The 22,431-nt window shown below is 72.3% G+C and carries 18 protein-coding genes; 11 read left to right on the top strand and 7 right to left on the bottom strand.

Annotation, left to right across the window (positions count from 1 at the left end; translation table 11 throughout):
- Positions 1-146 precede the first annotated feature (146 nt).
- Positions 147-1,103, bottom strand: a complete 957-nt coding sequence (gene meaB, locus ACF1A5_RS30005; protein WP_392196044.1) for a methylmalonyl Co-A mutase-associated GTPase MeaB — start codon at positions 1,101-1,103, stop codon at positions 147-149.
- 33 nt (positions 1,104-1,136) lie between these two features.
- The gene (locus ACF1A5_RS30000) at positions 1,137-2,336 is read right to left on the bottom strand and encodes an acetyl-CoA C-acetyltransferase (protein WP_392196014.1); all 1,200 of its coding nucleotides are present in this window, start codon (positions 2,334-2,336) and stop codon (positions 1,137-1,139) included.
- 148 nt (positions 2,337-2,484) lie between these two features.
- Between ACF1A5_RS30000 and mce the strand changes: the two genes are divergently transcribed.
- The 7 genes from mce (at position 2,485) to ACF1A5_RS29965 (ending at position 12,063) form a co-directional block, all read left to right on the top strand.
- Positions 2,485-2,925, top strand: a complete 441-nt coding sequence (gene mce, locus ACF1A5_RS29995; protein WP_392196013.1) for a methylmalonyl-CoA epimerase — start codon at positions 2,485-2,487, stop codon at positions 2,923-2,925.
- 210 nt (positions 2,926-3,135) lie between these two features.
- A complete protein-coding gene (scy, locus tag ACF1A5_RS29990) occupies positions 3,136-6,984 on the top strand; it encodes a polarized growth protein Scy (RefSeq protein ID WP_392196012.1) in 3,849 nt (1,282 codons plus the stop codon).
- Positions 6,985-7,167: 183 nt separating this feature from the next.
- Positions 7,168-8,103: a cellulose-binding protein gene (locus ACF1A5_RS29985; RefSeq protein ID WP_392196011.1), complete on the top strand. Its 936-nt coding sequence runs from the start codon at positions 7,168-7,170 to the stop codon at positions 8,101-8,103.
- Between the two features lie 85 nt (positions 8,104-8,188).
- The gene (locus ACF1A5_RS29980) at positions 8,189-9,139 is read left to right on the top strand and encodes an ABC transporter ATP-binding protein (protein WP_392196010.1); all 951 of its coding nucleotides are present in this window, start codon (positions 8,189-8,191) and stop codon (positions 9,137-9,139) included.
- A 3-nt stretch (positions 9,140-9,142) separates the two neighbouring features.
- On the top strand, positions 9,143-9,913 hold the full coding sequence (locus tag ACF1A5_RS29975; protein WP_392196009.1) for an ABC transporter permease: 771 nt from the start codon (positions 9,143-9,145) through the stop codon (positions 9,911-9,913).
- Between the two features lie 156 nt (positions 9,914-10,069).
- Positions 10,070-11,197 carry an ABC transporter ATP-binding protein gene (locus tag ACF1A5_RS29970; RefSeq protein ID WP_392196008.1) on the top strand — a complete coding sequence of 376 codons (1,128 nt, stop codon included), beginning with the start codon at positions 10,070-10,072 and terminating at the stop codon, positions 11,195-11,197.
- Complete coding sequence (locus ACF1A5_RS29965; RefSeq protein ID WP_392196007.1) at positions 11,194-12,063, top strand: ABC transporter permease; 870 nt, start codon at positions 11,194-11,196, stop codon at positions 12,061-12,063. Before ACF1A5_RS29970 ends, ACF1A5_RS29965 begins: the two co-directional genes overlap by 4 nt.
- An 8-nt stretch (positions 12,064-12,071) precedes the next feature.
- Here ACF1A5_RS29965 and ACF1A5_RS29960 read toward each other — a convergent pair whose 3' ends face one another.
- Positions 12,072-12,413 (bottom strand): ATP/GTP-binding protein, encoded by a 342-nt coding sequence (locus ACF1A5_RS29960; protein ID WP_392196006.1) that lies wholly within the window; start codon positions 12,411-12,413, stop codon positions 12,072-12,074.
- A 232-nt stretch (positions 12,414-12,645) separates the two neighbouring features.
- Between ACF1A5_RS29960 and ACF1A5_RS29955 the strand changes: the two genes are divergently transcribed.
- Entirely contained in the window at positions 12,646-13,674 is a 1,029-nt protein-coding gene (locus ACF1A5_RS29955) for an LLM class flavin-dependent oxidoreductase (protein ID WP_392196005.1), read from the top strand.
- An 84-nt stretch (positions 13,675-13,758) separates the two neighbouring features.
- Here ACF1A5_RS29955 and ACF1A5_RS29950 read toward each other — a convergent pair whose 3' ends face one another.
- Entirely contained in the window at positions 13,759-14,151 is a 393-nt protein-coding gene (locus ACF1A5_RS29950; protein WP_392196004.1) for an SCO5389 family protein, read from the bottom strand.
- A gap of 301 nt (positions 14,152-14,452) precedes the next feature.
- Between ACF1A5_RS29950 and nucS the strand changes: the two genes are divergently transcribed.
- Positions 14,453-15,124 carry an endonuclease NucS gene (gene nucS / locus ACF1A5_RS29945; protein WP_356195167.1) on the top strand — a complete coding sequence of 224 codons (672 nt, stop codon included), beginning with the start codon at positions 14,453-14,455 and terminating at the stop codon, positions 15,122-15,124.
- Positions 15,125-15,328: 204 nt separating this feature from the next.
- On the opposite strand, the gene ACF1A5_RS29940 is transcribed toward nucS, so the two are convergent.
- The 3 genes from ACF1A5_RS29940 to ACF1A5_RS29930 all read right to left on the bottom strand — a co-directional run bounded on the left by ACF1A5_RS29940 (position 15,329) and on the right by ACF1A5_RS29930 (position 19,595).
- Positions 15,329-17,959, bottom strand: a complete 2,631-nt coding sequence (locus tag ACF1A5_RS29940; RefSeq protein WP_392196003.1) for an ATP-binding protein — start codon at positions 17,957-17,959, stop codon at positions 15,329-15,331.
- Between the two features lie 314 nt (positions 17,960-18,273).
- Positions 18,274-18,597, bottom strand: a complete 324-nt coding sequence (locus tag ACF1A5_RS29935; protein WP_261707178.1) for an STAS domain-containing protein — start codon at positions 18,595-18,597, stop codon at positions 18,274-18,276.
- Positions 18,598-18,746: 149 nt separating this feature from the next.
- Entirely contained in the window at positions 18,747-19,595 is an 849-nt protein-coding gene (locus ACF1A5_RS29930) for a 3-hydroxyacyl-CoA dehydrogenase family protein (RefSeq protein WP_392196002.1), read from the bottom strand.
- Positions 19,596-19,833: 238 nt separating this feature from the next.
- On the opposite strand from ACF1A5_RS29930, the gene ACF1A5_RS29925 reads away from it, so the two are divergent.
- Positions 19,834-20,406, top strand: coding sequence for a cob(I)yrinic acid a,c-diamide adenosyltransferase (locus ACF1A5_RS29925; RefSeq protein ID WP_392196001.1), 573 nt, complete (start codon positions 19,834-19,836; stop codon positions 20,404-20,406).
- Between the two features lie 183 nt (positions 20,407-20,589).
- Complete coding sequence (locus ACF1A5_RS29920; protein WP_392196000.1) at positions 20,590-22,413, top strand: glycosyl hydrolase family 18 protein; 1,824 nt, start codon at positions 20,590-20,592, stop codon at positions 22,411-22,413.
- Positions 22,414-22,431: the final 18 nt, after the last annotated feature.

Raw genomic sequence — 22,431 nt, 5'->3', positions numbered from 1 at the left:
TTTGTACTAGCCCATACCCCCTTGTGCTTTCTTGGGGGGGGGGGGGGGGGCGCGGGCGGGGGGGGGGGGGCCCCCCCCCCCGCGGGGGGGGGCGCCCCCCCCCCCCGGGGGGCCCCCCCGCCGCCGTCGTCGGGGAAGAGCGCGCCTCAGGCCTCGGTCAGCCCCGCCACCAGCTCGTCCGCCGCGCGGTACGGGTCCAGGTCGCCCGCGACGATCCGCTCGGCCAGGGCGCTCAGCCGCCGGTCACCGTGCAGGTCGCCGATCCGTTCGCGCAGGGCCGTGACCGCGATGGTCTCCACCTCGCGGGCCGCCCGGGCCAGCCGGCGCTCGGCCAGCACCCCGTGCTCCTCCATCCAGGCGCGGTGCTTCTCCAGCGCCTCCACGACCTCGTCGACGCCCTCGCTGCGCGCCGCCACCGTCTTCACGATGGGCGGGCGCCAGTCGCCCGGGGCGCGGGCCTCCCCGAGGCCCAGCATGTGGTTCAGCTCGCGGGCGGTCGCGTCCGCGCCGTCCCGGTCCGCCTTGTTGACCACGTACACGTCGCCGATCTCCAGGATGCCGGCCTTGGCCGCCTGGATGCCGTCGCCCATGCCCGGGGCCAGCAGCACCACCGAGGTGTCCGCCTGGGAGGCGATCTCCACCTCCGACTGGCCGACGCCGACCGTCTCGACCAGGATCACGTCGCAGCCCGCCGCGTCCAGCACCCGGATCGCCTGCGGAGCGGCCCAGGCGAGGCCGCCGAGGTGACCGCGCGTCGCCATGGACCGGATGTAGACACCCGGGTCGGAGGCGTGCTCCGACATCCGCACCCGGTCGCCGAGCAGCGCGCCGCCGGAGAACGGGGACGAGGGGTCGACGGCCAGGACGCCGACCCGGCGGCCCTGCTTGCGGTACGCCGTGACCAGCGCCGACGTGGAGGTCGACTTCCCCACTCCGGGCGAGCCGGTGAGGCCGACCACGTAGGCGTTGCCGGTGAGCGGCGCCAGCGCCGCCATGACCTCCCTCAGTTGCGGGGACGCCCCCTCCACCAGGGAGATCAGCCGGGCCACGGCCCGCGGCCGGCCTTCCCTGGCCTGGGCCACCAGAGAGGAGACGTCCTGCATCACAACTCCGATCACGAGGAAGACGTACGAGAATCAGGCCTTGGGGACCCGGACGATCAGGGCGTCGCCCTGGCCGCCGCCACCGCACAGGGCGGCCGCGCCCACGCCGCCGCCCCGACGCTTCAGCTCCAGGGCCAGGTGCAGCACGAGACGGGCGCCGGACATGCCGATCGGGTGACCCAGGGCGATGGCGCCGCCGTTGACGTTCACCTTTTCCGTGGACACGCCGAGGTCCTTCATTGACTGCACGGCGACGGCCGCGAAGGCCTCGTTGATCTCGATCAGGTCCAGGTCGGCGACCTCCAGGCCCTCCTTCTTCAGGGCGTGCAGGATCGCGTTGGACGGCTGGGACTGCAGGGAGTTGTCCGGGCCCGCCACGTTTCCGTGGGCGCCGATCTCGGCGATCCAGTCCAGGCCCAGCTCCTGCGCCTTGGCCTTGCTCATCACGACCACGGCCGCCGCGCCGTCCGAGATCTGCGAGGCCGAGCCGGCCGTGATCGTGCCGTCCTTGGCGAAGGCCGGACGCAGCTTGCCGAGGCTCTCCGCCGTGGTGTCGCCGCGGATGCCCTCGTCCTTGCTGAACAGGACCGGGTCGCCCTTGCGCTGTGGGATCTCGACCGGGGTGATCTCGGCCTCGAAGACGCCGTTCTTCTGGGCGGCGGCGGCGCGCTGGTGCGACAGGGCGGCGATCTCGTCCTGCTCCGGGCGGGTGATGCCCAGGCGCGCGTTGTGCTTCTCCGTCGACTCGCCCATGGCGACGTTCTCGAAGGAGTCGGTCAGACCGTCGTACGCCATCGCGTCCAGCATCTGGACCGCGCCGTACTTGAAGCCCTCGCGGGACTTCGGCAGCAGGTGGGGGGCGTTGGTCATGGACTCCTGGCCGCCCGCGACGACGATGTCGAACTCACCCGCGCGGATCAGCTGGTCGGCCAGCGCGATCGCGTCGAGGCCGGACAGGCACACCTTGTTGATGGTGAGCGCCGGGACGCTCATCGGGATGCCGGCCTTCACCGCGGCCTGGCGGGCCGGGATCTGCCCCGCCCCGGCCTGCAGCACCTGGCCCATGATGACGTACTGGACCTGGTCGCCCCCGATCCCCGCACGGTCGAGGGCGGCCTTGATCGCGAAGCCGCCGAGGTCGGCTCCGGAGAAGGACTTGAGCGAGCCCAGCAGGCGTCCCATGGGCGTACGCGCGCCCGCGACGATCACTGAGCTGTTCGTTCCAGAAGACATGAGCTGGATCCCCTTACCGGCCTGCACAGCCGAGGAGTGAACGAGGGTTTACTTCGAATGTACTGAGGGGTAGTCCGCCCCGTCATCGGGCGGCCGGTGTGATCGCGCGCACGTTGCGTAACCACCTCCGGAGCGCTGCACTGAATTCATGCTGACGCGAATCGACCACATCGGGATCGCCTGCCACGACCTCGACGCCACCGTCGAGTTCTACCGTGCCACCTACGGCTTCGAGGTGTTCCACACCGAGGTCAACGAGGAGCAGGGTGTGCGGGAGGCCATGCTCAAGATCAACGAGACGTCCGACGGCGGCGCCTCCTACCTCCAGCTCCTCGAACCGACCCGCGAGGACTCCACCGTCGCGAAGTGGCTGGCCAAGAACGGCGAGGGAGTCCACCACATCGCCTTCGGCACGGCGGACGTCGACGCCGACGCCGCCGGCATCCGCGACAAGGGCGTACGCGTCCTGTACGAGGAGCCCCGACGCGGCTCCATGGGGTCACGGATCACCTTCCTGCACCCCAAGGATTGTCATGGCGTCCTGACAGAACTGGTCACTTCGGCGCCTGTTGAGTCGGCTGAGCACTGACCCTCGTACATAAGGGCCGGTAGGGTTGGGGGCGGTCGTCCCCGAAACAGGGACGACCGCTTTCCGGGGTCCGGTTTTCGGGGGACGAGCGTCGGGGCAGCAGCCCGGGCTCCGCCGTTGATCTGACACCATTCCCCGGGGGCCCCGTTCGGCGGATGGACGGAGCTCGTTTGGAGAAGCTTGCGACCAGGGGACGGATGGGACCGCGCAGTGCGGGGCTACGAACGCCAGGAGCGAGAGCCGGCGGCTGACGTCGACCACCTCTCTCGGTTCGAGGCCGAGATGGAGCGGCTGAAGACCGAGCGGGAAAAGGCGATCCAGCACGCCGAGGACCTCGGCTACCAGGTCGAGGTGCTGCGCGCCAAGCTGCACGAGGCGCGGCGCACCATCATGACCCGGCCCGCCTACGACAGCGCGGACATCGGCTACCAGGCCGAGCAGCTGCTGCGGAACGCGCAGATGCAGGCCGACCAGATCCGCGCCGACGCCGAGCGCGAGCTGAGCCAGGCCCGGGCACAGACCCAGCGCATCCTCCAGGAGCACGCCGAGAACGCGGCCCGGCTCCAGGCGGAACTGCACCAGGAGGCGGTCACCCGCCGCCAGCAGCTCGACCAGGAGCTCGCCGAGCGCCGGCAGACCGTCGAGTCGCACGTCAACGAGAACGTGGCGTGGGCCGACCAGCTGCGCTCCCGTACCGAGCAGCAGGCCCGCCGCCTCCTCGACGAGTCCCGCGCCGAGGCCGAGCAGGCGATGGCCGCCGCCCGCGCCGAGGCCGAGCGGCTGGTCTCCGAGGCCCGGCAGCGGCTGCAGAGCGACGCCGAGACGGCCCGCGCGGAGGCCGAGCAGATCCTGCGCCGCGCCCGCACGGACGCCGAGCGGCTGCTCAACGCCGCCTCCACGCAGGCCCAGGAGGCCACCGACCACGCCGAGCAGCTGCGCTCCTCCACCGTCACCGAGTCGGACAGCGCCCGCCGTCAGGCCGCCGAGCTGAGCCGGGCCGCCGAGCAGCGGATGGCCGAGGCGGAGCAGGCGCTGCGCGAGGCGCGCAGCGAGTCCGAGAAGCTGGTCGCCGAGGCCAAGGAGGCCGCGGCCAAGGCCCTGTCCGCCGCCGAGTCCACCAACGAGCAGCGCACCCGGACCGCGAAGGAGCAGGTCGCCCGGCTGGTCGAGGAGGCCACCAAGGAGGCGGAGAACACCCGCTCCGACGCCGAGCAGCTGGTCGCCGACGCCCGCGCCGAGGCCGAGAAGATCGTCGCGGAGGCCGCCGAGAAGGCCCGCACGATCACCGCCGAGGAGAGCGCCACCCAGCTGTCCAAGGCGGCCAAGACCGCCGAGGACGTCCTCAACAAGGCCTCGGAGGAGGCCAAGAACACCACCAAGGCCGCCGCCGAGGAGGCCGAGCGGATCCGCACCGAGGCCGAGGCCGAGGCGGACCGGCTGCGCGCCGAGGCGCACGACATCGCCGCACAGCTCAAGGGCGCGGCCAAGGACGACACCAAGGAGTACCGCGCCAAGACGGTCGAGCTGCAGGAGGAGGCCCGCCGGCTGCGCGGCGACGCCGAGCAGCTGCGCGCCGACGCGGTCGCCGAGGGCGAGCGGATCCGCGCCGAGGCCCGGCGCGAGGCGGTCCAGCAGATCGAGGAGGCGGCGAGGTCCGCCGAGGAGCTGCTGGCGAAGGCCAAGGCCGATGCCGACGAGCTGCGCGGCACCGCCCAGACCGACAGCGAGAAGGTCCGCACCGAGGCCATCGAGCGGGCCACCACGCTGCGCCGGCAGGCCGAGGAGACCCTGGAGCGCACCCGCAAGGAGGCCGAGCGGCTGCGCGCCGAGGCGACCGAGCAGGCCGAGTCGATCCGTGACGAGGCGGAGCGGGCCGCGGGCGAGCTGCGCGAGGAGACCGAGCGGGCCCTGACCGCCCGGCAGGACGAGGCCGCCCGGGACCTGACGCGGCTGCACACCGAGGCCGAGCAGCGGCTCGCCGCCGCCGAGCAGGCGCTGACCGACGCCCGTGAGGCGGCCGCGCGGATCCGCCGCGAGGCCGCCGAGGAGGCCGACCGGCTGCGCGGCGAGGCCGCCGAGCGCATCCGCACGCTCCGGCAGCAGGCGGACGAGGAGGCCGACCGGCTGCGCACCGAGGCCGCCTCCGACGCGTCCGCCTCCCGAGCCGAGGGCGAGGCCGTCGCCGTACGCCTGCGCTCGGAGGCCGCCGCCGAGGCCGAGCGGCTCAAGGCGGAGGCCCAGGACACCGCCGACCGGGTCCGCGCGGAGGCGCAGGCCGCCGCCGAGCGCCTGGGCGCCGAGGCGTCCGAGACACTGGCCGCCGCGCAGGAGGAGGCCGCCCGCCGCCGCCGCGAGGCCGAGGAACTGCTCGGCGCGGCGCGGCAGGAGGCCGACCAGGAGCGGGAGCGGGCCCGCGAGCAGAGCGAGGAGTTGCTGGCCTCCGCGCGCAAGCGGGTGGAGGAGGCGCAGGCCGAGGCCACCCGTCTGGTGGAGGAGGCCGACCGGCGCGCCGGCGAGATGGTGTCCGCCGCCGAGCAGCACGCGCAGCAGGTGCGGGACTCCGTCGCCGGACTGCACGAGCAGGCGCAGGAGGAGATCACCGGTCTGCGCTCCGCCGCGGAGCACGCGGCGGACCGCACCCGGCGGGAGGCCGAGGAGGAGGCCGACCGGGTCCGCGCCGACGCCTACGCGGAGCGGGAGCGGGCCGGCGAGGACGCGGGCCGGCTGCGGCGCGAGGCGCAGGAGGAGACCGCGGCCGCCAAGGCGCTCGCGGAGCACACCGTGTCCGAGGCGGTCGCCGAGGCGGAGCGGATCCGCGCGGACGTCTCCGAGCACGCCCGGCGCCTGCGCACCGAGGCCGCCGACACCGTCGCGCAGGCCGAGCAGGACGCCACACGCACCCGCGCGGAGGCTCGCGAGGACGCCAACCGGATGCGGGCGGACGCGGCGACGCAGGCGGACACGCTGATCTCCGAGGCGCGGGGCGAGGCCGAGCGGCTGCAGACGGAGACGGTGGCCGAGGCCGACCGGGTGCGTGCCGACGCGATCGCCAGGGCCGAGAAGCTGATCGCGGACGCCACCGGGGACGCGGAGCGGCTGCGCGCCGAGGCCGCGGAGACCGTCGGGTCCGCACAGACGCACGCGGAGCGGGTCCGCGCCGAGTCCGGGCGGGTCAGGGCCGACGCGGAGGCCGAGGCCGAGCGGCTGGTGTCGGCGGCCCGCGAGGAGGCGGAGCGGACGCTGGACGAGGCCCGCAAGGACGCCAACAAGCGGCGTTCGGAGGCGGCCGAGCAGGTCGACACGCTCATCACCGAGACCACGGCCGAGGCCGACAAGCTGCTCACCGAGGCCCAGCAGAGCGCGGTGAAGGCCAAGGCGGAAGCGGAGGCCCAGGCGGACACCATGGTGGGCGCGGCCCGCAAGGAGGCCGACCGGATCCTTTCCGAGGCGACCGTCGAGGGCAACGGGCTGGTGGAGAAGGCCCGTACGGACGCGAACGAACTGCTCGTCGGCGCCCGCCGGGACGCCACCGCCATCCGGGAGCGCGCGGAGGAGCTGCGCGACCGCCTCACCACCGAGATCGAGGAGCTGCACGAGCGCGCCCGTCGCGAGTCCGCCGAGACGATGAGGTCGGCCGGCGACCGCTGCGACGCGCTCATCAAGGCCGCCGAGGAGCAGCTGGCCAAGGCGCAGGCGAAGGCCAAGGAGATCGTCTCGGAGGCCAACTCCGAGGCGGGCAAGGTGCGTATCGCCGCGGTCAAGAAGGCCGAGGGCCTGCTCAAGGAGGCCGAGCAGAAGAAGTCGGCGCTCGTGAAGGAGGCCGAGGACCTCAAGGCCGAGGCGATCCGCGAGGCGCGGCGCACGGTCGAGGAGGGCAAGCGCGAGCTGGAGATCCTGGTGCGGCGCCGCGAGGACATCAATACCGAGATCTCCCGTGTCCAGGACGTCCTGGAGGCGTTGGAGTCTTTCGAGGCCCCGGCGGGCGGCAAGGACGGCGGTGTCAAGGCGGGAGCCACGGTCGGTGCCCCACGATCGGGTGGCAAGTCGTCGGAGAACTAGCGCCGGTGGCGGTTTACGTGTCTTCTGGGACCCTTTGCCCGGTTCTCGCGCAACCCGTCCGGCGGTCAGCCACCCAAAAGAGGTGTCATTCTCCAGATCAAACGCGTATCCGCTCGATGACACGCCGCTAAGGCGCCTAGGATTCCACCTATCACCTCACCGGTCTCATTCGACAGGAACCCCATGAGCGACACTTCCCCCTACGGCTTCGAGCTTGTGCGGCGTGGGTACGACCGCGCTCAGGTGGACGAACGTATCTCCAAGCTCGTCTCCGACCGTGACAGCGCTCTCGCCCGCATCACCGCTCTGGAGAAGCGCATCGAGGAGCTCCACCTCGAAACGCAGAACGCCCAGGCCCAGGTCACCGACGCCGAGCCGTCGTACGCGGGTCTCGGCGCGCGGGTCGAGAAGATCCTCCGCCTCGCCGAGGAGGAGGCGAAGGACCTGCGGGACGAGGCCCGGCGCGCGGCCGAGCAGCACCGTGAGCTCGCCGAGTCGGCGGCCCAGCAGGTGCGCAACGACGCGGAGTCGTTCGCCGCGGAGCGCAAGGCCAAGGCCGAGGACGAGGGCGTCCGGATCGTCGAGAAGGCCAAGGGCGAGGCCTCCCAACTGCGCTCCGAGGCGCAGAAGGACGCGCAGTCCAAGCGCGAGGAGGCGGACGCCCTCTTCGAGGAGACCCGCGCCAAGGCCGCGCAGGCCGCCGCCGACTTCGAGACGAACCTCGCCAAGCGCCGCGAGCAGTCCGAGCGCGACCTGGCCTCCCGTCAGGCCAAGGCCGAGAAGCGGCTCGCGGAGATCGAGCACCGCGCCGAGCAGCTGCGCCTGGAGGCCGAGAAGCTGCGCACCGACGCCGAGCGCCGCGCCCGCCAGACGGTGGAGACCGCCCAGCGCCAGGCCGAGGACATCGTGGCCGACGCCAACGCCAAGGCCGACCGGATCCGTTCCGAGTCCGAGCGTGAGCTCGCCGCGCTGACCAACCGCCGCGACTCCATCAACGCCCAGCTGACGAACGTGCGCGAGATGCTGGCGACCCTCACGGGTGCCGCGGTGGCCGCCGCGGGCACGCCCGCCGAGGACGAGCCGATCTCCCGCGGCGTCCCGGCGCAGCAGAGCCGGTGACACCGTCCCGCGCAGCGGGCTGAACCTCGCGGAGCCCTCCGCCACTGAAGTGGCGGAGGGCTTCGTGCCGTCCTAGCGTGGCCGCATGATCGAGCTCGATGGGCTGACCAAGCGGTACGGCGGGAAACTGGCGGTCGACGACCTCACCTTCACCGTCCGGCCGGGCACCGTCACGGGCTTCCTCGGCCCCAACGGCGCCGGGAAGTCCACCACCATGCGCATGATCCTGGGTCTGGACCACCCGACGGCCGGGGACGTCCGCATCGACGGCCGCCCCTACCACCGGCTGCGGGATCCGCTGACGTCCATCGGCGCCCTGCTCGACGCCAAGTCCGTGCACGGCGGGCGTACCGCCTTCCACCATCTGCTGTGCCTCGCCCAGAGCAACGGCATCCCCACCGCCCGGGTGCACGAGGTCCTCGACACCGTCGGCCTCACCCCGGTCGCGCGGAAGAAGGCGAAGGGCTTCTCGCTCGGCATGAGCCAGCGGCTCGGCATCGCCGGCGCGCTCCTCGGCGACCCGCGCATCCTCATGTTCGACGAGCCGGTCAACGGCCTGGATCCCGAGGGCATCCACTGGATCCGCGGCCTGATGAGATCGCTGGCCGCCCAGGGCCGTACGGTCTTCGTCTCCTCCCATCTGATGAGCGAGATGGCGCTGACCGCCGACCATCTGGTCGTCATCGGGCAGGGCCGGCTGCTGGCCGACACCTCCATGTCCGAGTTCATCGAGCGCCACTCCCGCTCCTTCGTGCGCATCCGCACCCCGGAGCGCGAGCGGCTGCTGGACGCGCTGCAGGGGGCCGGGATCACGGCGGTCGAGGCCGGGGGCGGACTGCTGGAGGTGGACGGCGGCAAGCCGGAGCACATCGGCGAACTGGCCGCGCGGCACCACGTCGTGCTGCACGAGCTGAGCGTCCGGCAGTCCTCGCTGGAGGAGGCGTTCATGCGGCTCACCGCCGGGACGGTGGAGTACCACGCGCACGCGGAGACACCCGGCCGTCCGTGGGGCGGCGACTGGCAGACGGAGGGCTGAGGCATGGCGGCGACCCAGGTGATCCGGTCCGAGTGGACGAAGATCCGGTCGGTGGCCTCCACGGTGTGGACGCTGTCCCTGGCCGTGGTCGTCACCGTCGCCCTCGGCATGCTGATCTCGGCCCTGTCGAAGAACGAGTCCGGCCGGATGGGCCCGCGGGACCGGACCACCTTCGACCCGACCTACGTCAGCTTCGCGGGCATGACGCTCGGGCAGCTCGCGATGATCGTGTTCGGGGTGCTGGTGGTGTCCAACGAGTACAGCACCGGCATGATCCGCCCGTCGCTGGCCGCCGTGCCGCGGCGCGGGACCTTCCTCTTCAGCAAGGTGGCGGTCGCCGCCGGCCTCGCGCTGGTGGTCGGGACGGCCACCAGCTTCGCCGCGTTCTTCCTCGGGCAGACGGTGCTCGGCCCGCTGCGGACGTCGCTGGGCGACCCGGGGGTGCTGCGGGCGGTGGTCGGTGGCGGCCTCTACATGACCCTGATCGCGGTGTTCTCGATGGGGGTCGCCGCGATGCTGCGCTCGCCGATGCTGTCGCTCGGCATCCTGATGCCGTTCTTCTTCCTCGTCTCCAACATCCTCGGCAACGTGTCGGCGACGAAGAAGGCCGGCCAGTTCCTGCCGGACCAGGCCGGCAGCCGGATCCTGGAGGTGCTCCCCCGGGCCGGCGACGACACCCCGTACGGGCCCTGGGGCGGCCTCGGCATCATGCTGCTGTGGGTGGTCGCGTCCCTCGCCGGCGGTTACGCGGTGCTGCGGAGGCGGGACGCCTAGGGACTCCCAAGATCCGTAAGAGAGCCCCTGCGGCCTGGCCTGTTCGCCCCGGTGCTTTTTACTCGCCCTTGAGGGGAACCGTCGGCTCCCCGATATCCTCCTAACCCTTACGGGGGCGTGGCCCCGCTGTCCTGAACCTTCCGATGGGTGCGGAGCATGATCGAGGCAGTCGGCCTGACCAAGCGCTATGGCGACAAGACCGCCGTGTACAACCTCTCCTTCCAGGTGCGGCCCGGCGCCGTCACCGGCTTCCTGGGGCCGAACGGCTCGGGCAAGTCGACGACCATGCGGATGATCCTCGGCCTGGACAACCCCACCGCGGGCACGGTGACGATCGGCGGTCACCCCTACCGCGACCTGCCCAACGCCCCCCGCCAGGTCGGTGCCCTGCTGGACGCCAAGGCCGTGCACGGCGGCCGGTCCGCCCGCAACCACCTGCTGTCCCTGGCCCAGCTGTCGGGCATCCCGGCCCGGCGCGTGGACGAGGTGCTGGGCGTGGTCGGCCTGCAGGACGTGGCCGGAAAGCGGTCCAAGGGCTTCTCCCTCGGCATGGGCCAGCGGCTCGGCATCGCCGCGGCCCTGCTGGGCGACCCGCAGGTGCTGCTGTTCGACGAGCCGGTGAACGGTCTCGACCCCGAGGGCATCCTCTGGGTGCGGAATCTGATGAAGTCGCTGGCGGCCGAGGGGCGGACCGTGTTCGTCTCCAGTCACCTCATGAGCGAGATGGCGCTGACCGCCGACCACCTCATCGTCATCGGACGCGGGCAGCTGCTCGCCGACATGAGCGTGCGGGAGTTCATCGCCGCCAACTCGGCGGGCTTCGCGCGGGTGCGCACCCCCGACGCCGAGCCGCAGCAGCGGGAGAAGCTGACCTCGGCGCTGACCGAGGCGGGCGGGCACGTCCTGCCGGAGCAGGACGGCGCGCTGCGGGTCACGGGACTGCCGCTGCCCCGCATCAGCGACATCGCGCACGACAGCGACGTACGGCTGTGGGAGCTGTCGCCGCATCAGGCCTCGCTGGAGGAGGCGTACATGCGGATGACGCAGGCCGCCGTCGACTACCGCTCCACCATCGACCAGAAGGCGGGGCTGATGCAGCCGCTGCCGCCCGGCGCCGAGCCGCCGATGCCGGTGCCGGGGCAGGGCCAGCCCGGCTGGTACGCCCCGCCGCCGCCCCGGCAGGGCGGACAGCCGTTCGCGCCGCCGCAGGAGCATCCCGGCGCCCCGGCGGCCGGCCTCCACGACGCTCCCGCCGACCCGACCAAGCCCGAGGACGCCCGATGAGCTCGCCCCAGACCCCGATGCCGCAGGCCGGGCCCGCCTGGCAGCAGGCGGCCGGTTCTCCCCCGTCCGGCTACACCTCGCCGATCCCGGTCGTGCCCACGCACCTCGGACACGCGGTCGCGTCGGAGTGGACCAAGATCAAGTCGGTGCGCTCCACGATGTGGACGCTCGGGGTGTTCGTGGTCCTCATGCTCGGCCTCGGCCTGCTCTTCGCGGTGATCGTCGCCGCCTCGGACGCGCACCTGGGGGGCGAGGCGCCCCTCGGCCTGGGCATCGGCGGAGTCCTGACCGGCAGCATCTGCATGATCACACTCGGCGTGCTGACGACCGCCTCGGAGTACGGCACCGGGATGATCCGTACGACCATGACGGCCTGCCCCAGCCGCACCCGGGTACTGCTCGCGAAGGCGATCGTGTTCTTCGGCGTCGCCTTCGTGACCACCACGGTGTCCGCCGCGCTGGTCGGCCTGCTCCAGACGTCGATGCTGGCGAGCAACGGCCTGGCGCATCCCGCCGCGGCACAGTGGCTGAAGGGAACGGTCGGCATCGGCCTGTACGTCGCGCTGCTCGGGCTGCTCTCGCTGTTGATCGGTTCGATCGTCCGGCACTCGGCCGGCGCCATCACGATCATGATCGGCCTGCTGCTGGCCCCGCTGGTCATCGCGATGTTCCTGTTCGCGGACTCGCTGCGTGGCCTGCAGAGGTTTCTGCTGGAGTACTCGATCCCGAGTCAGCTCGGCGTGCTGTACGGCGAATCCCTGAACGGCTCGGGCCCCACCGGCCTGGACCCACTGTGGATCATCATGGGCGTGACGGCCGTGGCCTTCGCCGGCGCCTGGGCGCTGCTGCAGAAGCGGGACGTCTGACCCGTAGCTCAGAACCGCGGCGCGTTCCGGGACCGCTGCACCCGTGTGGTGCGGCGGTCCTTCGCGTTCCAGCAGGCCTTGTGCCAGTGCCGGCGGTCGTCCACGCCCGCGTGTTCGGGCCAGGCCACCACGTGCGGGACGCCGGAGGCGATCATCTGGTCGCAGCCCGGGCAGCGGTATGTCTTGCCCTGCGCGCTCGCGCCCGCCACATGGCGCACGCTCCACTCCTCGCCCTGCCAGCTCTCCGAGGACTGCCAGCCGCCGTAGCGGCCCGCCGGGTCGTCCTCGGCGCTCCGGCCGGACGAGCCGGACGAGCCGGACCCCTTGGATCGGTTGCGACGCGGGGACACAGGACACCTCTCGGAGCGGTACGGGAAGCACGGGTCCCATCCAGCCTACGTGGCGCCGGGAGGGGTACGCGTACGGCGCCGAGGGCGCCGACCTCCCGCATCTCCCCTTCCTGGGCGGCCCATTCCGCAGACAATCCGCAAATCTCTTCGCCAGGCCGTGTCCTCGGCACGTGTCGACCGGTTATGCCGGGTGGGGGAGCTCCGGGTCGGAGCCGAGGAAGCAGGAAATGCAATGCGCGTAGGAAGTTTCGTGTTGGCGGCCCAGTTCCCGGGCCAGGGCCAGGGGGAGGCGCTGCACCGGGCGGTCCGCTCCGCCGAGGTCGCCGAGGAGGCCGGGCTCGACTCGGTCTGGCTGGCCGAGCACCACTTCGTGCCCTACGGCACGTGTCCGTCCGCCGTCACCCTGGCCGCGCTGCTGCTCGGCCGCACCCGCCGTCTGCGGGTGGGCACGGCGATCAGTGTGCTGCCCACCGTCCACCCGGTCGCGCTCGGCGAACAGGCCGCGCTGCTGCACGTGACGAGCGGCGGCCGGTTCTCGCTGGGCGTGGGACGCGGCGGCCCGTGGGTGGACCTGGAGGTCTTCGGGACGGGTCTGCGGGCGTACGAGGAGGGGTTCCCGGAATCACTCGATCTGCTGGTGCGCTGGCTGCGCGAGTCCACCGTGTCCGCCTCGGGGGAACGATTCACCTTCCGTGAGGTCCCCGTGGTCCCCCGCCCCTCGGAGGCCCTCACCGAGGTGGCGGGCCCCGAGGTCGTGGTCGCCTGCACCTCCCCCGCGAGTGTACGGCTGGCCGCCGAGCGCGGGCTGCCGATGCTGCTCGGCATGCACGTCGGCGACGAGGAGAAGGCCGAGATGGTCGCCCTGTGGCAGCGGTGCGCGCGGGAGGCGGGGCGGCCGGCGGACGAGGCCCGGGGCGCCGCCCATGTCTCGGCGGGCGTCTGCCAGATCGCGGACCGGCGCACCGACGCGGTGGAGACGCTGACGAAGGCGATGCCCGGCTGGCTGAGGCAGGGGCTGGACGCCCATGTCACGGTGGACGGCCGCTCCCGCCGGATGCGCGACCCGCTGGAGTACACCGAACTGCTCTGCGGGCTGCACCCGGTGGGCACCCCACGGCTGTGCGCGGACCGGCTCGCGGCGACCTCCGAGCGGACCGGCGTCTCCCGCTTCGCCCTGCTCGTCGAGGGCTCCGGCGATCTGGCGGCCACGGAGGAGAACGTACGGCGGCTCGGCGCCGAGGTACTGCCCCACCTGGGCTGAGCGGGTCGCGTCGCGGGATGGCTTGCCGCCCCGTCACTCCATGCACCTCCCGCGGAAGGAGCGGCAAGCAGGCGACCTACTGCGTCAGCAGTCCCGGAGTTCCGGCGACTGGTTGAGCAGCTGGCTGCGCACCGACGTGAAGCGGTTCAGGGTGTCGTCGGCCGAGGCGTCCAGCGGGAACACCGCCACCCGGTGGCAGTTCTGGAAGGCCAGCCGCACACCGAAGTGCCGCTGCAGCGCACCGCGTATGGCGTCACTCGCGAGCGCACGCAGCAGCTGACCGCGTGCCTGCTCGTCCGGCGGGGGCGTCTGGTTGTCGGCAAACACCGCGCCGTCCACCTTCAGCTGGGCCACCAGGGAGCTGATCATCTCCCACGCGTAGGGCAGGGAGGTCCGGACGCAGTCGACGAAGGCAGCTTCGTCGACCTCGCCTCGCTCGGCCTGTTCGAGTAGGGCCGGTGAGACGTCGAGCGACATGGGTTCTCCTCTCGCACCCCCGAACAACAGGGGTTGCCGGTCAGATAAGGGAGTGCGCGATACCGAACACGTTGTGTACACATATCGCGACCTCCCGTTCACTACGGTAGGCAACAGAGCGGGGGCCCACCAGGCGAATGCACGTACAGGCCAGGCCGGTTGGGCACACAATCGGCCATAAGTGAACACGGGTTATCCAGGGAAAAAAGGGGCGACCCCGAGGGCCGCCCCGACCGCCCACTGGCCGCGGAGGACCGGGTGCTTCGCGCGCACCGCCCCCGGTCGAGTAGCGTTGCCGACCATGCGTCTCGTCATTGCCCGATGCTCCGTCGACTACGCGGGCCGGCTCACCGCCCACCTGCCGTCAGCGCCCCGTCTGATCCTGGTGAAGGCGGACGGCAGCGTCTCGATCCACGCGGACGACCGCGCCTACAAGCCCCTGAACTGGATGTCGCCGCCCTGCACGCTGAAGGAGGGTGTGGACGCCGAGGACGGCGTCTGGACCGTCGTCAACAAAGCGGGCGAGAAGCTCATCATCACGATGGAGGAAGTCCTCCACGACTCCTCGCACGAACTCGGCGTGGACCCCGGGCTGATCAAGGACGGCGTGGAAGCGCACCTGCAGGAGCTGCTCGCCGACCGCATCGAGACCCTCGGCGAGGGCTACACGCTGATCCGCCGCGAGTACATGACGGCCATCGGCCCGGTCGACATCCTGTGCCGGGACGCCGAGGGGCAGACCGTCGCGGTGGAGATCAAGCGGCGCGGCGAGATCGACGGCGTGGAGCAACTCACCCGCTATCTGGAGCTGTTGAACCGCGATCCGCATCTGGCCCCGGTCCGCGGAGTCTTCGCGGCGCAGGAGATCAAGCCGCAGGCCCGCGTCCTGGCGACCGACCGGGGCATCGGCTGCCAGGTCCTGGACTACGACGCGCTGCGGGGCATCGAGGACGACAAGCTGCGCCTGTTCTGAGCGGGCGGCCGCTCTACGGTCATCGGGCCCACCCCGCCTCACGGCGCCGGGCCCGGGTCCGTCCTACGGCGGCCACGTCGGGTCCGGCCCAGGGCGCGGGGGCGGTCCTGACCTACGTCAGCGGGCTCCGGGTCCGTCCTACGTCACCGGGGACCGGGTCCGTGCATGGACCCGGTCCCCGGTGCCGGTGCTGGGGCGCGGACGTCAGACCACCGTGTCGCCCGAACCGCTCGGGGACACGGCGGCACCGCTCTCGGAGGCACCCACCGAGGAGCTGGACGTGGCCGGAGCGCTCGCGGACGCCGGCCCGCTGGCCGAGTCCGACGTCGACGGGCTGGTCGTGGACGACTGGCTCGGGGACGGCGACGGCGAGGTGCCCGTCGGGGACGGCGACGTGCTCGGCTTCGGCGTCTTCGACGGCGAGCTGCTCGGCTTCGGGGACGTCGGCGTCCTGGTCGTCGCGGACCTCGACGGGGAGGCCGACGCACCGCCGCCCGGCTTCCGCGTCCCGGTCGGGTCGTCCGACGGGCGGGCCCGCCCGGCCGGCGGGGCCGGGTCGTCGGTCGTGCCGTACGTGCCGTCGGGGCCCGGACCCGTCGGGCGGCTGGTCGCCGTGCCCGTGTCCCCGTTGTTGGCGTCGCCCCGCGCCGGCGTGGCGGCGCCCAGGCCGCCGTCGTCCACGCCCTGACTGGCCGACGGGTTGACGTCGACCTTGCCGGAGGGGTCGTTGGCGTCGTTGTGGGACGTGGCGCCGAGCGTCACCACGGTGCCGAGGACGGCGGCGAGCAGCGCGCCCGCACCGACCGCCACCAGGTTGCGCCGGGCGACGCCCTTGACGCCGGTCCCGCCCTTCGCGGCGGCCGGCGCAGCCGAGGCGTACGACGAGGACCCACCCGGCGACGGCGAGCGGAACGTCACCAGCGACGCGTCGTCGCGGGGCGGCTGGAGCGCCGGGAAGGGCGCGGGGACACCGTGGGCAGGCGACGCCGACTCCTCGGTGCGCGCGTCGGGCACCTCCTCGCCCGCCGTCGCGGCCAGGCCCGGCAGGGGCAGGCCCAGCGACGTACCGGAGCGGTCGGCGACCAGGGCGAGGGCGCGGCGGCCGGCGACCGTGCCGCGCTTGTCGGCGAGGGCGCCGCGCAGGCCGATGGAGGCCTCCAGCTCGGCCCGGGCCCGGTCCAGCCGGCCCTCGCAGAGCGCGAGGACTCCCAACTCGTGGTGGAAGTAAGCCTGTTCGGCGACCTCTCCGGCGAGCCGGGAGGCCTCGGTGCCGGAGCGCAGCGCCCGCTCCCAGGCGCTCCAGTGCAGCCCCGCGGCGAACGCGGGCGCGGCCGTGCGGGCCAGTCGCACGGCGACGCTCGGCTCGTCCTCGCCGGCCGAGGGGGATCCTGCCGACGGGGATCCGGTCTTCTCGAAGGAGGCCGAGGGCCTCGGGGAGGCCACCGGCACCAGGACGCTCAGCGCGGCGAGCACGGCGTCCGCCTCGGCGACCACCCGCTCGGGGGTGACGGAGGGGTGCCCGGCCCACCAGGTGTAGTGGCGGGCCGCGGCGAAGGCCTGCTCCTGGATGTCGTCGGCGTACCCGGCGCCCTCCAGCTGGGCCGGCACCCCGACGGCGAGGCGGTAGCGGGAGCCGACCGGGGAGACCAGGCCGCAGCCCACGAGCTCCCCGAGCGCGGCGTCCGCGTGGGTGTCGCCGACCAGCGCGGGCAGGTGCGCCTGGTGCGGCACCTCGCCGCCGAGCGCGACGGCGAACCGCAGCGTGGCGCGGGCCGAGGCGCTCAGCCGGGCGGCGAGCAGCGGGGCGGGCGCGGCGGCCTCCCCGAGCGAGGGCAGCGGCACGTCGTCGCCGTCACCGCCGTCGACCGGGGTGTCGGCGGGCGGAGCGTCCTCGAAGACGCCGAACTCGTCGACGGCGTTCGTGGCGGCCCGCAACTCGTCGTGCCGGCGCAGCAGGGCGCCGGCCTGGACGAAGCGCAGCGGCAGGCCCTCGGACTCGAACCAGAGGTCACCCGCCCAGTTCGACTCCTCCTCGGTGAGTACGCGGCCGACCGCGCGCTCCAGCAGCTCGACACCGGCCGCCCGGTCGAGTCCGCCGAGGACGACCTCCTCGACGGCCGCTTCGGCGGACGGCGCGGGCACGTCCGGGGTGGCGCCGAGCAGGAAGGCGCACTCGGGGGCGGCCTCGAAGAGTTCGTCCAGCGCGGCGCCGCCGAACTCGACGTCGTCGACGACGACGACCGCGCCGATCTCGCGGACGCAGTCGAGCAGTTCGTCGCGGCCGGGCCGGTGCAGGGGCGCGTCGTGGACGGCGGAGAACAGGTCGTACAGCAGGTCGCCCACCGTGCGGCGGAAGCCGGAGAGGCGGACGACGCCGTCGGGGGCGAGGTCCCCGCAGTCGTCGGCGACGAGGTCGAGGAGGCTGGTGCGGCCGGACCCCGCGGGGCCGGTGAGGCGCACGGAGCGACCGCGGGCGAGCAGCCGGACCAGTTGCTCGCGCTCGTCCTGGCGCTCCAGGAGGGCGAGCGGGGGCCGCGTGGGTCCGGGCGGGACGGGCGGCCTGGCCGCGCGCTCGATCTCCTCGCGCTCGGCGGCGGTGTACTTCCGCGGCCGGTTCGGGCGTTCTCCGGGCGGACAGGCCTCGATCTCGCTACCGTCTACCGGGTTGACGGTGAGCAGGAAGTCGCCGGTGACGAGCCGCACCGTGCGCACCTGGGCGGCCGGTGCGTGCTGGCCGAAATCGGATGCGAGGGATTCCCTGGGCGGGCGCTGGCGCGGCGCGTGGCCGTCGCCGTCGTGGCCCATGCCCTCGGGTCCCCGGGTGATCGGGTCCATAGGTTCCAAGCCCCCCAAAAGCGTCGTGTGCTCTGCAAGCCCTCCCGGCCGTTTTCGCACACCGCGCTGTCGCTTCTGGTCCGGGCCCGCTCGAGGGTTGCTAGGCAGCGGGCAGCCGAACCCTAAACCTTGGCACAGTATCTACGACAGTCCGGGGTACCGCGCGGTCCGAGACGTCACAGTCTCGTGAGGATTGCACGTGACGTACGTTTCGCCGACCTGCGCCCGGGTCTCCCCCGTCGCCCGCTTCACACTCGTACGAGCGCCCCGCGCGGCGACCCTCACGGGACCTGCACACGCGACGGCGCCCGGTTTCACACGCGGGGCAGGGACTCCACGCCGATTCCGCCCTCGATGGCCAGGATCCGGTGCAGCCGGGTGGCCACCAGCAGGCGCTGCATCTGCGGCGGGACCCCGCGCAGCACCAGCCGCCGGCCGCAGCGGCCGGCCCGCCGGTGGGCACCCATGATCACGCCGAGCCCGGTGGCGTCCCAGGAGTCCAGCTCGGACAGATCGAGCACCAGGTCTCCTGCGCCGTCGTCGACCGCCGAGTGCAGGACCGTACGGGCGTCCGCCGCGCTGCGGACGTCGAGGCGCCCCCCGACGACCAGCTCGGCGTGGTCGCCCCTGATGTACATATGCGCTCCCCGAGAGTGCGGTGGCTGGCTGCTCCATGACGGTGGCTGTGCAACGTCTGACTGCTTCCGTGGCAGTGCGGTTGCTGCTTGTAAGCGAACCGATACCGAATTCACCCTGAAGGGTGAGACCGGCGGAGTCTGGGGCAGTCTCAGTGCTTGTAGAAGCCCTGCCCGCTCTTGCGCCCGATGTCACCGGCGTCAACCATCCGGCGCATCAGCTCCGGCGGAGCGAACTTCTCGTCCTGGGTCTCGGTGTAGATGTTGCCGGTGGCGTGCAGCAGGATGTCGACGCCGGTGAGGTCCGCGGTGGCGAGCGGGCCCATGGCGTGCCCGAAGCCCAGCCTGCAGGCCAGGTCGATGTCCTCGGCGGTGGCGACACCCGACTCGTACAGCTTCGTCGCCTCGACGACGAGGGCCGAGATCAGACGGGTCGTCACGAAGCCGGCCACGTCCCGGTTGACGACGATGCAGGTCTTGCCGACCGACTCGGCGAACTCCCGTGCGCTGGCCAGGGTTTCGTCGCTGGTCTTGTAGCCGCGGACGAGTTCGACGAGCTGCATCATGGGCACCGGCGAGAAGAAGTGCACGCCGACGACCCGCTCCGGGTGCTCGGTGGCCGCCGCGATCTTGGTGATCGGGATGGCGGAGGTGTTGGAGGCGAGCACGGCGTCCGGCCGCACGATCTTGTCGAGGGCGCGGAAGATCTCGTGCTTGACCTCGAGCTTCTCGAAGACGGCCTCGACGACGACGTCGGCGTCGGCGGCCGCGTCCAGGTCGGTGGTCGCGGTGATGCGGGCGAGGGCGGCGTCGGCGGCGTGCGCCTCCATCTTGCCCTTGCTCACGAACTTGTCGTACGAGGTCTTGATGCCGTCGGTGCCGCGCCTGAGCGCCTCGTCGGTGACGTCCCGCAGGACGACGTCCCAGCCCGCCTGCGCGGAGACCTGGGCGATGCCGGACCCCATGAGGCCGGCCCCGATGACGGCGAGCTTCCGTGCCACTCAGACTCCCCTTTGAACGACTGCACGAGCGCTTACAGGCTGTTTACTCAGCCTCTCGGCGGACATTAGCGCCCACCGGCTCCCTTGAGGACCGTAAGTAATGCGTGTCACTGTCTCAGCGCGTGAGACACCCGTCACGTCCCAATCGTCCGCACTGGACCGCGTGTTGCGGCCGCTCCGGTACGCCTGGGAGCCGGTGCCGGGAGGCGTCCGCGAGGGGGGCGTCTACGCTGGTCACATGGTCAATCTGACGCGCATCTACACCAGGACAGGCGACAAGGGCACGACCGCCCTCGGCGACATGAGCCGGGTCGCCAAGACGGATCTGCGAATCGCCGCGTACGCCGACGCCAACGAGGCGAACGCGGTGATCGGCACGGCGATCGCGCTCGGCGCGCTCGACGAGGAGGTCGTCAAGGTCCTCACCCGCGTACAGAACGATCTGTTCGACGTGGGCGCGGACCTGTCGACGCCGGTCGTGGAGAACCCCGAGTTCCCGCCGCTGCGGGTCGAGCAGTTCTACGTCGACCGCCTGGAGGCGGACTGCGACCGTTTCAACGAGCGGCTGGAGAAGCTGCGCTCCTTCATCCTCCCCGGCGGCACCCCCGGCGCGGCCCTGCTCCACCAGGCGTGCACCGTCGTCCGCCGCGCGGAGCGCTCCACCTGGGCGGCGCTGGAGGCGCACGGCGAGCTGATGAACCCGCTGACGGCGACCTATCTCAACCGCCTGTCCGACCTGCTGTTCATCCTCGCGCGCACGGCGAACAAGGACACCGGGGACGTGCTGTGGGTGCCGGGCGGGGAGCGCTGAGCGGACCCCCTCTCTCCCGTACCTCCAAACCGGCGCGCCGGTAAGGGAGTTGGTGATCAGGCCCGCCACCAGGGTAGTGGTCCAGACCTATTGACCTATGGTCCAGACCTTTCTATTCTCGCGGCACTGCGGGCCTGATGGCTCAGTCATGCCCCCACCCACTCCCCACCAAGGAGGCGCACCATGCGCTTCGCACACAGAGCCGCGGCAGGGCTCGCGACCCTGCTGCTCCCGCTGGCCGGACTGGTCGGCCTCGCGGCCCCCGCCCAGGCGGCCGCGACCGCCACCGCCACCTACACCAAGACCAGCGACTGGGGCACCGGCTTCGGCGGCCAGTGGACCGTCAAGAACACCGGCACCGGCACCATCAGTTCGTGGACGGTCGAGTGGGACTTCCCCTCCGGCACGTCCGTCACCTCCGCCTGGGACGCGGACGTCACCTCCTCCGGCACCCACTGGACCGCCCGCAACAAGTCCTACAACGGCTCCATCGCCCCCGGCGCCTCCGTCTCCTTCGGCTTCAACGGCGCCGGCTCCGGATCGCCCTCCAACTGCCGGCTCAACGGCGACAGCTGCGACGGCACCACCGTCCCCGGCGACGCGGCCCCCTCAGCCCCCGGCAACCCGACCGCCTCCGACATCACCGACACCTCGGTGAAGCTCTCCTGGCCGGCGGCCAGCGACGACAAGGGCGTCAAGAACTACGACGTCCTGCGCGACGGCACGAAGGTCGCCACCGTGACGACGACCTCGTACGGCGACACCGGCCTGACCGCGGGCACCGACTACTCCTACACCGTGCAGGCCCGCGACACCGCCGACCAGACCGGCCCGGTCAGCGCCGCGGTCGCCGTGCACACCACCGGCGGCGGCACCAATCCCCCGCCCACCGGCGGCAAGGTCAAGCTCGGCTACTTCACCGAGTGGGGCATCTACGGCCGCAACTACAACGTCAAGAACCTGGTGACGTCGGGCTCCGCGTCGAAGATCACGCACATCAACTACGCCTTCGGCAACGTCACCGGCGGCAGGTGCGCGATCGGCGACTCCTACGCCGACTACGACAAGGCCTTCACCGCCGACCAGTCGGTGAGCGGCGTGGCGGACACCTGGGACCAACCGCTGCGCGGCAACTTCAACCAGCTGCGCCAGCTGAAGGCCAAGTACCCGAACCTGAAGGTGCTGTGGTCCTTCGGCGGCTGGACCTGGTCCGGCGGCTTCACGGACGCGGCCAAGAACCCGGCCGCCTTCGCCCAGTCCTGCTACGACCTCGTCGAGGACCCGCGCTGGGCCGACGTGTTCGACGGCATCGACATCGACTGGGAGTACCCCAACGCCTGCGGACTCACCTGCGACACCAGCGGAGCGGCGGCGTTCAAGAACGTGATGGCCGCGCTGCGCGCCAAGTTCGGCTCCTCCGCCCTGGTCACCGCGGCCACCACCGCCGACGGCTCCGACGGCGGCAAGATCGACGCCGCCGACTACGCCGGCGCCGCGCAGTACGTGAACTGGTACAACGTGATGACGTACGACTTCTTCGGCGCGTGGGACGCCAAGGGCCCGACCGCCCCGCACTCCCCGCTCACCTCGTACGCGGGCATCCCCAAGGCGGGCTTCACGACCGCCGACGCGATGGCCAAGTTCAGGGCGAAGGGCGTCCCGGCGGGCAAGCTGCTCATCGGCATCGGCTTCTACGGCCGCGGCTGGACCGGCGTCACCCAGGACGCCCCGGGCGGCACGGCCACGGGCCCGGCGGCCGGCACCTACGAGCAGGGCATCGAGGACTACAAGGTCCTCAAGACGTCCTGCCCGGCCACGGGCACGATCGCGGGCACGGCGTACGCGCACTGCGGCGGCAACTGGTGGTCCTACGACACCCCGGCCACCATCGCCACCAAGATGGCGTGGGCCAGGACCCAGGGTCTGGGCGGCGCGTTCTTCTGGGAGTTCAGCGGCGACACGGGCAACGGTGAGCTGGTGAGCGCCATCAGCAGCGGTCTGTCGTAACGGTCTCACCGCTGCACA

It is taken from the genome of Streptomyces sp. NPDC014864, from assembly GCF_043081525.1.
GTDB lineage: Bacteria > Actinomycetota > Actinomycetes > Streptomycetales > Streptomycetaceae > Streptomyces.
This window is presented reverse-complemented; position numbering and strand designations above follow the sequence as displayed.

Coding starts and splice junctions, on each gene's coding strand:
- ACF1A5_RS29985 (WP_392196011.1), top strand. CDS start 7,168: ATGAGCGACACTTCCCCCTACGGCTTCGAGCTTGTGCGGCGTGGGTAC.
- ACF1A5_RS29955 (WP_392196005.1), top strand. CDS start 12,646: ATGCGCGTAGGAAGTTTCGTGTTGGCGGCCCAGTTCCCGGGCCAGGGC.
- ACF1A5_RS29940 (WP_392196003.1), bottom strand. CDS start 17,959: ATGGACCCGATCACCCGGGGACCCGAGGGCATGGGCCACGACGGCGAC.
- ACF1A5_RS29965 (WP_392196007.1), top strand. CDS start 11,194: ATGAGCTCGCCCCAGACCCCGATGCCGCAGGCCGGGCCCGCCTGGCAG.
- ACF1A5_RS29935 (WP_261707178.1), bottom strand. CDS start 18,597: ATGTACATCAGGGGCGACCACGCCGAGCTGGTCGTCGGGGGGCGCCTC.
- mce (WP_392196013.1), top strand. CDS start 2,485: ATGCTGACGCGAATCGACCACATCGGGATCGCCTGCCACGACCTCGAC.
- meaB (WP_392196044.1), bottom strand. CDS start 1,103: ATGCAGGACGTCTCCTCTCTGGTGGCCCAGGCCAGGGAAGGCCGGCCG.
- ACF1A5_RS29975 (WP_392196009.1), top strand. CDS start 9,143: ATGGCGGCGACCCAGGTGATCCGGTCCGAGTGGACGAAGATCCGGTCG.
- ACF1A5_RS30000 (WP_392196014.1), bottom strand. CDS start 2,336: ATGTCTTCTGGAACGAACAGCTCAGTGATCGTCGCGGGCGCGCGTACG.
- ACF1A5_RS29950 (WP_392196004.1), bottom strand. CDS start 14,151: ATGTCGCTCGACGTCTCACCGGCCCTACTCGAACAGGCCGAGCGAGGC.
- ACF1A5_RS29920 (WP_392196000.1), top strand. CDS start 20,590: ATGCGCTTCGCACACAGAGCCGCGGCAGGGCTCGCGACCCTGCTGCTC.
- ACF1A5_RS29925 (WP_392196001.1), top strand. CDS start 19,834: ATGGTCAATCTGACGCGCATCTACACCAGGACAGGCGACAAGGGCACG.
- ACF1A5_RS29980 (WP_392196010.1), top strand. CDS start 8,189: ATGATCGAGCTCGATGGGCTGACCAAGCGGTACGGCGGGAAACTGGCG.
- nucS (WP_356195167.1), top strand. CDS start 14,453: ATGCGTCTCGTCATTGCCCGATGCTCCGTCGACTACGCGGGCCGGCTC.
- ACF1A5_RS29970 (WP_392196008.1), top strand. CDS start 10,070: ATGATCGAGGCAGTCGGCCTGACCAAGCGCTATGGCGACAAGACCGCC.